A 12,050-nucleotide genomic window follows, 5' to 3' on the forward strand; every position below is an offset into this window, starting at 1 on the left:
TGCCCGTGAAATGTGGCCGCGCTCAGGAGCGGAACAGCCGCGAATACTGCGTTTCGTGGCGTGCCGACAGCAGGCCCAGCATCGGCGACAGCGTCGACAGAGCGGGCGGTTCGGCATCGGCGCGGCGCGTTGCCTCGGCCACGGCGTCGAGCACGCAGCCATGCATGCCGCGCAGGATCTGCTGGCCCGCCACCTGCCCCAGCGGCACCGCCTTGATCGCCGCGGCGATCTGGTTCTCCGCCCAGTTGAAACAGTAGGCGGCCAGTCCGTCGCCCTCGTCGACCTGCAGCGCGACGCAGGCGGCGGCGAAGGCCGTCGGCAGGCACACCGGCGACATCGCCGCCAGATCATCGCGCAGCGCCGGCTCGCCCCATGCCATCTGTCCGACCAGGCGCGCCAGCGACCATCCCATCTGCTCGGTCTCCAGCCGCAGCTCGGCGCTCTCACGGCTGCCGTGGAACCAGTCGTTCCAGTAGCGCACGCCCTCGCGGTCGCCGGCACGCCAGGCGCGATGCAGCAGCAGCCATAGCGGCGCCTCGGCATGCGCCTGCACGTGCAGCAGATTGTCGCGAATCCACTGCCCCGCGCTGTCGGCATCCCGCACGATGCCGCAGTCGATCGCCGCCTCCAGCCCCTGCGAATAGCTGAACCCGCCGATCGGCAGCGCCGGCGAGGCCAGATGCAGCAGCGAGAGCAGTTGGGGGAGCTGGGTCATGGCAGCGCGAGCGAGTCAGTGCCGGTGATCGCAGCCGGCATGGTGCGCGTGGCCGCCATGTGAATGATCATGGTCATGCGGGTGATCGTGGCCATGCTGGTGATCATGGCCATGCGAGTGCAACCGCGAATGCTGGTGCGAGTGCGAATGCGACTGCGACTGCGACTGCGACTGCGACTGCGACTGCGACTGCGACTGCGACTGCGAGCCCCCATGATGCTCGTGAAACACCGCCTGCGCCGCCGCATAGTCCTCGGCGAAGGTCGCGTCGTGGCCGTGCTTGTGGCCGCCGCCGTAGGCGCCGGCCTCCGGCTCGAACGGCAGCTCGGCGCGTTCGGCCTGCACGCCCAGGCGCATCAGCATATCGGCCAGCACGGGGTCGTATTCGAGCCGCAGATAGTCTCGGCCGATCTCGACCGGCGTGTGGCGGTTGCCGAGATGGTAGGCCGCGCGCATCAGCGCGTGCGGATCCTCGGCCCGTACCTGCAGCACCGATTCCGCGGCCGCCTGCACCTCGACGAACGTGCCGTCGGCGCTCACCAGCAGATCGCCGCCGCGCAGCACCGTGCCGCGCGGCAGGAAGATCGCCGCTTCCTCGCCGTTGTCGAGCACGGCGCGCAGGCGGCTCTTGCTGCGGTCGCCGAAGGGCAGCACCAGCTTGGGCGCGCGGCGCACCAGCACCGGCGCGATGCCGTGCGGCGCGGGAAGATGCTTGTCGATCTGGTGCATGGTCAGAACAGGAAATAGCGCTGCGCCATCGGCAGCGAGGTGGCCGGCTCGCAGGTCAGCAGCTGGCCGTCGGCAACGACCTGATAGGTCTCCGGATCGACGGTGACGACCGGCTGCCAGTCGTTGTGGATCATGTCGCGCTTGCTGACCGTGCGCGTGCCGCGCACCGCCGACAGCGTCTTCTGCAGCCCGTAGCGCTCGCCCACGTTGGCCGCCAGCGCGGCCTGCGACACGAAGGTCAGCGACGAACGATGCAGCGCCCCGCCGGCGCTGGCGAACATCGGCCGATAGTGCACCGGCTGCGGCGTCGGGATCGACGCGTTCGGATCGCCCATCGCCGCGGCGGCGATCATGCCGCCCTTCAGGATCAGGCTCGGCTTGACGCCGAAGAACGCCGGCTTCCACAGCACCAGGTCCGCCCACTTGCCGACCGCGATCGAGCCGACCTCGTGCGCGACGCCATGCGTCAACGCCGGATTGATCGTGTACTTGGCGACGTAGCGCTTGACGCGGAAGTTGTCGTGCCCGCTGCGCGCATCGTGCGGATCGCCGGGCAGCTTGCCGCGCTGCACCGCCATCTTGTGCGCGGTCTGCCAGGTGCGCAGGATCACCTCGCCGACGCGCCCCATCGCCTGCGAGTCGCTGGAGATCATCGAGAACGCGCCGAGGTCGTGCAGGATGTCCTCGGCCGCGATGGTCTCGCGGCGGATGCGGCTTTCGGCGAAGGCGATGTCCTCGGCGATCGACGGATCGAGGTGATGGCAGACCATCAGCATGTCCAGGTGCTCGTCGATGGTATTGATCGTGTAGGGCCGCGTCGGATTGGTCGACGACGGCAGCACGTTGGCCTCGCCGCAGACCTTGATGATGTCCGGCGCGTGCCCGCCGCCCGCCCCTTCGGTGTGATAGGTATGGATGGTGCGGCCCTTGAACGCGGCGATGGTCGCCTCGACGAAGCCGCCCTCGTTCAGCGTGTCGGTATGGATCGCGACCTGCACGTCGGTCGCGTCGGCCACCGACAGGCAGGTATCGATCGCCGCCGGCGTGGTGCCCCAGTCCTCGTGCAGCTTCAGCCCGATCGCGCCGGCCTCGACCTGCTCGACGATCGGCTGCGGCAGGCTGGCGTTGCCCTTGCCCAGCAGGCCGATATTCATCGGATAGGCGTCCACCGCCTGCAGCATCCGCTCCATATGCCAGGGGCCGGGGGTCACTGTGGTCGCGTAGGTACCGGTGGCCGGACCGGTGCCGCCGCCGATCATCGTGGTGACGCCGCTCATCAGCGCCTCCTCGATCTGCTGCGGGCAGATGAAGTGGATATGGCTGTCGATGCCGCCGGCGGTCACGATCATGCCTTCGCCGGCGATCACCTCGCTGCCGGGGCCGATCACGATCGTCACGCCCGGCTGGATGTCCGGATTGCCCGCCTTGCCGATGCCGGCGATGCGCCCATCCTTGATGCCGATATCGGCCTTGACGATGCCCCAATGGTCGACGATCAGCGCATTGGTGATCACCGTGTCGACGCAATCGCGCGCCAGCCGCTGGCTCTGCCCCATGCCGTCGCGGATCACCTTGCCGCCGCCGAACTTGACCTCCTCGCCGTAGATCGTGAAATCCTTCTCGACCTCGATCACCAGCGCGGTGTCGGCCAGCCGCACGCGGTCGCCGGTGGTCGGGCCGAACATCTCTGCATAGGCCTGCCTTCCGATTGTCAACGCCATCACAGCGCTCCCATGATCTTGCCGTTGAAGCCGTAGACGATGCGGTCGCCATCGAGCGCGACCAGCTCGACGGTGCGCGACTGTCCCGGCTCGAAACGCACCGCGGTACCGGCGGCGATATTGAGACGGAAGCCGCGCGCGGCATCGCGGTCGAAGTCCAGCGCGGCGTTCGTTTCGTGGAAGTGGAAATGCGAGCCGACCTGGATCGGGCGGTCGCCGGTATTGGCGACCGCCAGCCGTATCGTCGCGCGGCCCGCGTTCAGTTCGAGCTCGCCGTCGGCGGGCATCAGTTCACCGGGGATCATGGCGTCTCCTGTCGTGCTGTCGTGCTGTCGTGCTGTCGTGCTGTCGTGCTTTCGGATGTCGTCCGTCGGCTGTCGGCTGTCGGCTGTCGGCTGTCGGCTGCCAGATCAGGCCACCATCAGCCCGACGCCATACAGCGCGACACCGGCGCCGGCCGCGCGCGCGAGCCACGGCGCATGCCGGCGCAGCACCGTGCCGGCGGCGATGCCGGCCAGATGCAGTGCCATGGTCGCGGCCGCAAATCCGCTGACATAGGCCAGCACCGCCGGCAGCGCGCCGGCGCTGGGCGGCAGCTCGGCGCCGTGCGCGTAGCCATGGAACACCGCAAAGCCGCCGACCAGCGCCATCGCCACGCCTGCCGGCAGCCGCGCGCGCAACGCGACCAGCAGGCCGACCACCAGCAACGAGGCGGCGATCATCGGCTCGACCGCGGGCAAGGCAACGCCGGCGAGGCCGAGCGCGGCCCCGACCAGCATCAGCGCGACGAAGGTCAGCGGCACGCGCAGCACGCCGCCGCCCGCGCCGCCCGCGCCGACCGAGCCGAACGAGCCGAACGAGCCGAGCGAACCGACCGAGCCGACCGAGCCGAACGCGCCCGCCGTGCCGACCGCCAGCGCGCTCCAGACGCCGACCGCCACCATCGCCAGCAGATGGTCGGCGCCAGTCAGTGGATGCAGCAGGCCCGAGGCCAGGCTGGCGCCGACACTGGCGACGTCGTGGCCCGGGTGGGCCAGCGCCGGCGCGCTGCCCAGCACCGTGGCCGAAGCCGCGAGATGCGTCGCGGCGCGCGCCAGACCGCGCGGCATGGCTTGTTGGAAAGAAAGGGAGCGAATGAAACCGGCCATGTTGTCCTCGGTGAAATACGGAAATTCAGTCGGCGGCTGGGATGTCCGTCATGCGTGCGATGCGCGCCTGCGTGCCTGCGTGCCTGCGTGCCTGCGCACCTGCGTGCCTGCGTGCCTGCGCGCCTGCGTGCCTGCGTGCCTGCGTGCCTGCGTGCCTGCGTGCCTGCGCGCCTGCGTGCCTGCTTACCGGCGTGCGATGCGTCCGATGCGTCCGATGCGTCCGATGCGTCCGATGCGCGCATGCGTTGCGATACGCCGGTAGTGCGTCAGACGATCGGCTGATGCACGGTGACCAGCTTGGTGCCGTCGGGAAAGGTCGCCTCGACCTGGATCTCGGGGATCATCTCGGCCACGCCCTCCATCACGTCCTCGCGCGACAGCACCGTGGTGCCGGCATGCATCAGTTCGGCGACGGTGCGCCCGTCGCGCGCGCCCTCCATGATGGCGGCGGTGATCAGCGCCACCGCCTCCGGATAGTTCAGCTTCAGCCCGCGCGCGCGGCGGCGCTCGGCCAGCAGCGCGGCGGTGAAGATCAGCAGCTTGTCCTTCTCTCTTGGCGTCAGTTCCATCGCCTGTCCTCGGTGTTCGGTTCGTTGTCTTTCGGTTGGCGCGGCACGCAGGCCATCGCGTTCACCGGTACGGCCGCCATGACGTTCGCCATGACGTTCGCCATTACGTTCGCCATCAGCTCCGCCGTTACGCCGGCCATCGCTTCGGCCCTCGCTTCGGCCCTCGCGTCGGCCCTCGCGTCGGCCCTCACGTCGGCCCTCACGTCCGCCATCACGTCGACCACAGCCGCAGCGGCTTCGCCTCGACCCCATGGATCGGCATGCGCAACGCGCTCCACGCCGCCACCATCAGCTCGCGCACCGGTTCGATGCGCGCGCCCAGCACGCGCAGCAGCAGCATCGGCTGCTCGGCGTCGGCGAGGCAGGTCACACCGGCACGCAGATCGGCGCGATACGGCAGGCTCTCGGCAAGCCGCTCGGCCAGGTCCTGCGTCGCGCCCGCGCCGACGGCCCACAGCGTGCCGAGCACCGGCAGGCCGTCCAGCCCCACGCGTGCGTGGCGCAGCGGCGAATCGGCATCGAGGCGGGCGTGCTCGCGCCACAGCGTGCGCGTGCCCTGCCCGATGCGCGTGTCCATCCACGCGGTGCCCCGTCGCCATTGCTCGCCGGACGCCTGCCGGCCGAGCACCAGCGCGTCCCAGCCGATCGCGCTGGCGCCGGGCGCCACCTCGACGGTGGTCGCGAGCCGCGCGCGCGCATCGTCGAACACGATGTTTTCCTGCGGCAGCCAGTCGAGGCGCGCGCCCGTGGCGACCACGATGCGCACGCACTGGCTGGCGTCGCGGCCGAGCGACTTGTACCACTTGGTCGCGCCCGGCGTGGCCAGCACCGCGTGCGCGCCGGATTCGATGCCGATATCGATGTCGAGCACGTCGCCGCCCGCGATGCCGGCCGGGGGATGCAGCACCACCGCGTGGCAGATGCCGCCCTCCGGATACAGCGGCTTCTGCACCATCAGCGGCCCGGCATGCCGCCGCTCGACCAGCGCGCTGCGCTCGCCGCGCACCGCGAAGCGCAGACGCAGGCTAGCGTGCCACGCGGCCGGCATCGCCAGCGTCGCGGCGGGATCGTCGGCGGGGAAATCGGGATGGCGCATGACTCGGCGAAGGAGCGGGAGAAAGCGAGATAAAGACAGGGAAAAGGAGAGAGGCCGCCTAGACCGCGATCATCTCCCGCACGCCCTCTTCTTCCATCCGGCCGCCCTCGCCGCTCGCCACCACCTCGCCGCGGCTCATCACCACGTAGTGATCGGCCAGATGGCGCGCGAATTCGTAGTACTGCTCGACCAGCAGCACCGTCATGCCGAACTCGTCGACCAGCAGCCGCAGCGCGCGGCCAATGTCCTGGATGATCGACGGCTGGATGCCTTCTGTGGGCTCGTCGAGAATCAGCAGCTTCGGCTCGCTCATCAGCGCGCGGCCGATCGCCAGCTGCTGTTGCTGCCCACCGGACAGGTCGCCGCCGCGACGTTGCCGCATCGTGCGCAGCACCGGAAACAGCTGGTAGATGCGGTCGGGCACACCGTCCGGCTTGCCGCGGCTGGCCGCGCCGATCAGCAGGTTCTCCTCGACGGTCAGCCGCGGAAAGATCTCGCGCCCCTGCGGCACATACGCCAGCCCGGCGGCGACGCGCTCGTAGGGCGGCGCCTTGTCCAGCGCCCGGCCATTCCAGCGGATGCTGCCGCTGCGCGTCTGCACCACGCCCATCAGGCATTTCAGCAGCGTGCTCTTGCCCACGCCGTTGCGGCCGAGCAGCGTGGTCAGCCGGCCTTCGGGCACCTCGAAGCTGACGTCGCGCAGGATATGGCTGCCGCCGTAGTACTGGTTCAATCCGCTGACTTGCAGCATCGGTTTTCCTTTCTGCGTTCCAATCCGGCGCCGAATTCAGCGCGGCAGTTCAGCGCCCCAAATACGATTCGATCACGCGCTCGTCGCGCTTGACCGCGTCCAGCGTGCCCTCGGCCAGCACGCTGCCTTCGGCCAGCACCGTGACCTTGCCGGACTCGCCCGCCAGCGCGGCGACGAATTCCATGTCGTGTTCGACCACCATCATCGAGCAGCTGCCGCGCAGGCCATCGAGCAGCTTCGCCAGCTGCATGGTTTCCTCGTCGGTCATGCCGGCCACCGGCTCGTCGAGCAGCAGCAGCTGCGGCCGCTGCATCAGCAGCATGCCGATCTCGAGCCGCTGCTTCTGCCCGTGCGACAGCAGCCCCGCCGGCCGGTAGGCCTCGTCTTCCAGGCCCGTCAGCGCCAGCGTCTGCTCGATGCGGTTGCGGCCGTCCGCGTCGAGCCGCGCGCGCAGCGACGACCACCAGCGCTTGTCGGCCTTCATCGCCAGCTCCAGGTTCTCCCACACCGCGTGCTGCTCGAACACGGTGGGCTTCTGGAACTTGCGGCCGATGCCGGTCTGGGCGATGGTCGGCTCGTTCAACCGCATCAGGTCGATGCTCTGGCCGAGAAACACGCGGCCGCTGACCGAGGCATTGCGCGGCCCGGTCTTGCCGGTGATCACGTCCATCATCGTGGTCTTGCCCGCGCCATTGGGGCCGATCACGCAGCGCAGCTCGCCGTGGTCGATCGCCAGCGTCAGCTTGTTCAGCGCGCGGAAGCCGTCGAACTGCACGGTGACGTCCTCCAGATAGAGGATCGGGCCGTGCGAGACATCGATGGCGCCGCGCTCGAGCACGCGGCCCAGGCCGGTGGCATCGCCGCTTTCCGCCTGCGTGGCGTCGTGGCGTAGCGTCGGATTTCGGTTCGGGTTCGTTGCGGCGCTCATGCTTTTGCTCCGCTGCGGGCGGCCGGCGCCGCGATCGGTGTGGCGGGCGTCGTTGGCGACGCGGATGAAGATGGTGACGCGGATGCAGCGGGCGACGCGGAGGCCGCTGACGGCGCGGACGCGCGCACACCGTCGGCACGGCGCAGCCGCGCCAGCAGCCCCACCACGCCATTCGGCAGATACAGCGTCACCAGCACGAACATCGCGCCGAGCAGGAACAGCCAGTACTCGGCGAAGTGCGCGGTGAACAGCGTCTTCGCGCCATTGACCAGGAAGGCGCCGATCACCGGACCGATCAGCGTGCCGCGCCCGCCGACCGCGACCCAGACCGCCATCTCGATCGAATTCGCGGGCGACATCTCGCCCGGATTGATGATGCCGACCTGCGGCACATACAGCGCGCCCGCGATGCCGCACAGCACCGCCGAGAAGGTCCAGACGAACAGCTTGTAGCCGAGCGGGTTGTAGCCGGAGAACATCACGCGCGTCTCGGCATCGCGTACCGCGGTGACGACGCGGCCGAGCTTCGAGGTCACGATGTAGCGGCAGGCGATCAGCCCGCCCAGCAGCGCGAAGGCCGTCAGCACGAACAGCACGGTGCGCGTCTCGGGCGCGGCGATGGCGAAGCCCGCGATGCGCTTGAAGTCGGTGAAGCCGTTGTTGCCGCCGAAGCCGGTCTCGTTGCGGAAGAACAGCAGCATCGCGGCATACGTCATCGCCTGCGTGATGATCGACAGGTAGACGCCCTTGATGCGCGAGCGGAAGGCGAAGAAGCCGAACAGCCAGGCCAGCACGCCGGGCACCAGCACCACCAGCAGCAGCGCATAGCCGAAGTGTTCGGTGCCGTGCCAGAACCACGGCAGCTCCTTCCAGTCGAGGAACACCATGAAGTCGGGCAGCTCGCTGCGATAGACGCCGTCGCGGCCGATCGCGCGCATCAGGTACATGCCCATCGCGTAGCCGCCCAGCGCGAAGAACAGCCCGTGACCCAGGCTCAGGATGCCGCAGTAGCCCCACACCAGGTCGAGCGCGATCGCCGCCAGCGCGAAGCACATGATCTTGCCGATAAGCGTCAGCGCATAGGCGGACAGATGCAGCGGATGGGTGTCGGGCAGCACCAGCGCGCACACCGGCACCGCCACGGCCGCGAGCAGCGCGACGACGGCGAGCGCCAGCCAGCCGCGCGCGGAAAACAGCGGCTGGCGCGCGGGCACCGCCAGCGAGAAGGCACGCGTGCCGGGATCGATCGAGCTTTGCATCATGCCTCCGCGCTGCGCCCCTTGAGCGCGAACAGTCCCTGTGGCCGCTTCTGGATGAACAGCACGATCAGCACCAGGACGATGATCTTGGCCAGCACCGCGCCGTAGAACGGCTCGATGAACTTGTTGATGATCCCCAGGCCGAAGGCGCCGACGATGGTGCCGGCCAGCTGCCCCACGCCGCCGAGCACGACCACCATGAAGGAATCGATGATGTAGGCCTGCCCCAGGTCCGGGCCGACATTGCCGATCTGCGACAGCGCGCAGCCGCCCAGGCCCGCGATGCCCGCGCCGAAGGCGAAGGCATAGCTGTCGACCTTCCAGGTGCGCACGCCGACGCAGGCGGCCATCGTGCGGTTCTGCGTGGTGGCGCGCACGAACAGGCCCAGCCGGGTGCGGTTCAGCACGGCCCAGGCGATCGCCACCACGGCCAGCGCGAACACCACGATGACGATGCGGTTGTACGGAATGACCAGGCCCGGCATCCACTGCACGCCGCCGCTCATCCAGCTGGGATTGGCGACCTCGACGTTCTGCGCGCCGAACAGCATCCGCACCGCCTGCATCAGCAGCAGGCTGACGCCGAAGGTCGCCAGCAGCGTTTCCAGCGGCCGGCCGTACAGATGGCGCAGCACCAGCCGCTCCAGCACGAAGCCGACCGCGGCGGCGGCAAGGAAGGCTGCGGGCAAGGCCGCCGGCAGATACCAGTCGAAGGCGTCGGGCAGATAGGTGCGGAACAGCGACTGCACCAGCCACGTCGCATAGGCGCCGATCATCAGGAATTCGCCGTGGGCCATGTTGATCACGCCGATCAGGCCATAGGTGATGGCCAGGCCCAGCGCGGCCAGCAGCAGCACGCTGCCCAGGCTCAGGCCGGCGAACAGGTTGCCGATCAGCTCGGCCTGGCGCTCGCTCGCTTGCAGGTTGTCGAGCGCCTGCTGCGCGGCGGCGCGCAGTTGCGCGTCGGGCTCGCGGTATTGGCCGCTCTCGTCCCGTTCGACCAGCGGCTGCAGCCGCTGGCGCGTGGCCGGATCGCTGTCGCGGCCGAGGATGCGGATCGCTTCGAGCCGTTCGTCCCGGCTGCCATCGGCCAGCACGGTATTGGCCCAGATCACGTCGAGCTGGGCGCGCAGCGCGGTGTCGGCCTCCGACTGGCGCGCGGCGGCGACGGCCTCGCGCGGCGCGTCCTCGGGGCGCTCGAGCAGCGCGGCGATCGCCTGCGCGCGCACCGTGGCGTCGGGCGAGGACAGCAGCAGGCTGCCGGCCGCGCCGTCCACCTGCGCGCGCAGGCTGTTGTTCAGCGTCAGCGATTGCAGCGCGCCGGCATCGACCTCGACCGGCTTGCCGGTGATGGCGTCGATCGCGCGCTCGCCCTCCACGCGCACCATGCCGACGCCCGGCGCGAACTGCAGCGTGTCGTCCTGCAGCGCCTGCAGGATCGGTCCGGCCTGCTTGGGGTCGGCCTTGGCCAGCGCGACGATGGCGGCGCGCTTGGCATCGAAATCGTCTTCGGCCAGGGGCTGCAGATCGGCCTGGGTCAGCGCGGCGGCCGCCCACAGCGCGGGCGCCGCCATCAGCAGCAGCACGGCGAGCGTGGCGCGCCACCAGGGCGCGCGGGGCAGCATGGATCGGGACATGGAGATGGGTGGTGGTTGGATCAAGACGATGGCCATCGAACGAACGGCAGCGGAACCGCAGCGGAACAAGGGGCGCCGCTGCCCTCTCCCTCTGCGGAATGCGAGAACCGACTGTGTTCCCCCTCTCCCCTCGGTGGGAGAGGGTCTGGGAGATGGGGTGATTTGCTCCCCCTCAACGACAGCCCTTACATCACCTTGTCCGGCTTGCCCTCGTTGCCCGCGATGAACGGGCTCCACGGCTGCGCGCGCAGCGGCTTCGGCGTCTTCCACACGACCGAGAACTGACCGTCGCCCTTGACCTCGCCGATCATCACCGGCTTGTACAGATGGTGGTTCTCGCCCATCGTCAGCGTGAAGCCGCTCGGCGCCTTGAAGGTCTGGCCGATCATCGCGGCGCGGACCTTGTTCGGATCGGTGGTGCCGGCCTTCTTGACCGCCTGCGCCCACATGTGGATGCCGACGTAGGTCGCTTCCATCGGATCGTTGGTCACGCGCTTGTCGCCGCCCGGCAGGTTGTTCGCCTTGACCCAGGCCGCCCATTGCTTCTTGAAGGCGTCGTTCTCCGGGTTCTTGACGGACATGAAGTAGTTCCACGCGGCCAGATGGCCGACCAGCGGCTTGGTGTCGATGCCGCGCAGCTCTTCCTCGCCGACCGAGAACGCCACCACCGGCACGTCCTTGGCCTTCAGGCCCGCGTTGCCCAGTTCCTTGTAGAAGGGCACGTTGGAATCGCCGTTGATCGTCGAGATCACCGCGGTGCGGCCGCCCTGCGAGAACTTCTTGATGTTGGCGACGATGGTCTGGTAATCGCTGTGGCCGAACGGCGTGTAGACCTCCTCGATGTCCTTGTCGGCCACGCCCTTGCTCTTCAGGAAGGCGCGCAGGATCTTGTTGGTGGTGCGCGGGTACACGTAGTCGGTGCCCAGCAGGAAGAAGCGCTTCGCGCCGCCGCCCTCCTTGCTCATCAGGTACTCGACCGCGGGAATGGCCTGCTGGTTGGGCGCGGCGCCGGTGTAGAAGACGTTCTTCGACATCTCCTCGCCCTCGTACTGCACCGGATAGAACAGCAGCGCGTTCAGTTCCTCGTAGACCGGCAGCACCGACTTGCGCGACACCGAGGTCCAGCAGCCGAAGGTCACCGCGACCTTGTCGTTGCTGATCAGCTGGCGCGCCTTCTCGGCGAACAGCGGCCAGTTCGACGCGGGATCGACGACCACCGGCACCAGCTTGCGGCCCAGCACGCCGCCGCTCTTGTTGATCTCGTCGATGGCCATCAGCGCGACGTCCTTCAGCGACGTCTCCGAGATCGCCATCGTGCCCGACAGCGAATGCAGCACGCCCACCTTGATCGGCTCTTTCGATTGCGCGATCGCCAGCGGGCTGGTACCGATCATCGCCGCGGCGGCCAACGCCGACAGCTTCAACACCTCACGTCGTTTCATTGCAGCTCCCTAGCTCTGTTTGTGTTCGAGGAAGAACGCACCCCGGGAGCACTTC

General features: G+C 68.9%; 13 protein-coding genes. All 13 read right to left on the reverse strand.

Annotated elements, in window-relative coordinates; translation table 11 throughout:
- Positions 1-22 precede the first annotated feature (22 nt).
- A complete protein-coding gene (locus tag K7G19_RS21985) occupies positions 23-715 on the reverse strand; it encodes an urease accessory protein UreF (protein ID WP_226109145.1) in 693 nt (230 codons plus the stop codon).
- A 15-nt stretch (positions 716-730) separates the two neighbouring features.
- Positions 731-1,444: an urease accessory protein UreE gene (ureE, locus tag K7G19_RS21990; RefSeq protein WP_226109146.1), complete on the reverse strand. Its 714-nt coding sequence runs from the start codon at positions 1,442-1,444 to the stop codon at positions 731-733.
- A 2-nt stretch (positions 1,445-1,446) separates the two neighbouring features.
- On the reverse strand, positions 1,447-3,165 hold the full coding sequence (gene ureC / locus K7G19_RS21995) for an urease subunit alpha (RefSeq protein WP_226109147.1): 1,719 nt from the start codon (positions 3,163-3,165) through the stop codon (positions 1,447-1,449).
- A complete protein-coding gene (locus K7G19_RS22000; RefSeq protein ID WP_149319363.1) occupies positions 3,165-3,470 on the reverse strand; it encodes an urease subunit beta in 306 nt (101 codons plus the stop codon). The genes ureC and K7G19_RS22000 overlap by 1 nt, the downstream gene beginning before the upstream one ends.
- Before the next feature lie 105 nt (positions 3,471-3,575).
- Positions 3,576-4,274, reverse strand: a complete 699-nt coding sequence (locus K7G19_RS22005) for a HupE/UreJ family protein (RefSeq protein ID WP_226109148.1) — start codon at positions 4,272-4,274, stop codon at positions 3,576-3,578.
- A gap of 305 nt (positions 4,275-4,579) precedes the next feature.
- Positions 4,580-4,882 carry an urease subunit gamma gene (locus K7G19_RS22010; protein ID WP_149319365.1) on the reverse strand — a complete coding sequence of 101 codons (303 nt, stop codon included), beginning with the start codon at positions 4,880-4,882 and terminating at the stop codon, positions 4,580-4,582.
- Positions 4,873-5,106 carry a hypothetical protein gene (locus K7G19_RS22015; protein WP_226109149.1) on the reverse strand — a complete coding sequence of 78 codons (234 nt, stop codon included), beginning with the start codon at positions 5,104-5,106 and terminating at the stop codon, positions 4,873-4,875. The genes K7G19_RS22010 and K7G19_RS22015 overlap by 10 nt, the downstream gene beginning before the upstream one ends.
- A complete protein-coding gene (locus K7G19_RS22020; protein ID WP_226109150.1) occupies positions 5,094-5,978 on the reverse strand; it encodes an urease accessory protein UreD in 885 nt (294 codons plus the stop codon). The genes K7G19_RS22015 and K7G19_RS22020 overlap by 13 nt, the downstream gene beginning before the upstream one ends.
- A 58-nt stretch (positions 5,979-6,036) precedes the next feature.
- On the reverse strand, positions 6,037-6,729 hold the full coding sequence (gene urtE / locus K7G19_RS22025; RefSeq protein WP_149319367.1) for an urea ABC transporter ATP-binding subunit UrtE: 693 nt from the start codon (positions 6,727-6,729) through the stop codon (positions 6,037-6,039).
- 49 nt (positions 6,730-6,778) lie between these two features.
- A complete protein-coding gene (gene urtD / locus K7G19_RS22030; protein WP_226109152.1) occupies positions 6,779-7,657 on the reverse strand; it encodes an urea ABC transporter ATP-binding protein UrtD in 879 nt (292 codons plus the stop codon).
- Positions 7,654-8,919 (reverse strand): urea ABC transporter permease subunit UrtC, encoded by a 1,266-nt coding sequence (urtC, locus tag K7G19_RS22035; RefSeq protein ID WP_226109154.1) that lies wholly within the window; start codon positions 8,917-8,919, stop codon positions 7,654-7,656. The genes urtD and urtC overlap by 4 nt, the downstream gene beginning before the upstream one ends.
- On the reverse strand, positions 8,916-10,553 hold the full coding sequence (gene urtB, locus K7G19_RS22040; RefSeq protein ID WP_226109156.1) for an urea ABC transporter permease subunit UrtB: 1,638 nt from the start codon (positions 10,551-10,553) through the stop codon (positions 8,916-8,918). The genes urtC and urtB overlap by 4 nt, the downstream gene beginning before the upstream one ends.
- A gap of 185 nt (positions 10,554-10,738) precedes the next feature.
- Positions 10,739-11,995 (reverse strand): urea ABC transporter substrate-binding protein, encoded by a 1,257-nt coding sequence (gene urtA / locus K7G19_RS22045; RefSeq protein WP_149319370.1) that lies wholly within the window; start codon positions 11,993-11,995, stop codon positions 10,739-10,741.
- Positions 11,996-12,050 lie beyond the last annotated feature (55 nt).

Origin of the sequence: Cupriavidus sp. DB3 (assembly GCF_020418465.1) — a bacterium.
GTDB lineage: Bacteria > Pseudomonadota > Gammaproteobacteria > Burkholderiales > Burkholderiaceae > Cupriavidus > Cupriavidus cauae.

Bases quoted from the DNA above. Each gene is read 5' to 3' on its own strand.
- ureE (WP_226109146.1), bottom strand. From the start codon at position 1,444: ATGCACCAGATCGACAAGCATCTTCCCGCGCCGCACGGCATCGCGCCG.
- K7G19_RS21985 (WP_226109145.1), bottom strand. From the start codon at position 715: ATGACCCAGCTCCCCCAACTGCTCTCGCTGCTGCATCTGGCCTCGCCG.
- urtD (WP_226109152.1), bottom strand. From the start codon at position 7,657: ATGAGCGCCGCAACGAACCCGAACCGAAATCCGACGCTACGCCACGAC.
- K7G19_RS22005 (WP_226109148.1), bottom strand. From the start codon at position 4,274: ATGCCGCGCGGTCTGGCGCGCGCCGCGACGCATCTCGCGGCTTCGGCC.
- urtC (WP_226109154.1), bottom strand. From the start codon at position 8,919: ATGATGCAAAGCTCGATCGATCCCGGCACGCGTGCCTTCTCGCTGGCG.
- urtA (WP_149319370.1), bottom strand. From the start codon at position 11,995: ATGAAACGACGTGAGGTGTTGAAGCTGTCGGCGTTGGCCGCCGCGGCG.
- K7G19_RS22020 (WP_226109150.1), bottom strand. From the start codon at position 5,978: ATGCGCCATCCCGATTTCCCCGCCGACGATCCCGCCGCGACGCTGGCG.
- K7G19_RS22010 (WP_149319365.1), bottom strand. From the start codon at position 4,882: ATGGAACTGACGCCAAGAGAGAAGGACAAGCTGCTGATCTTCACCGCC.
- K7G19_RS22000 (WP_149319363.1), bottom strand. From the start codon at position 3,470: ATGATCCCCGGTGAACTGATGCCCGCCGACGGCGAGCTCGAACTGAAC.
- urtE (WP_149319367.1), bottom strand. From the start codon at position 6,729: ATGCTGCAAGTCAGCGGATTGAACCAGTACTACGGCGGCAGCCATATC.
- urtB (WP_226109156.1), bottom strand. From the start codon at position 10,553: ATGTCCCGATCCATGCTGCCCCGCGCGCCCTGGTGGCGCGCCACGCTC.
- ureC (WP_226109147.1), bottom strand. From the start codon at position 3,165: ATGGCGTTGACAATCGGAAGGCAGGCCTATGCAGAGATGTTCGGCCCG.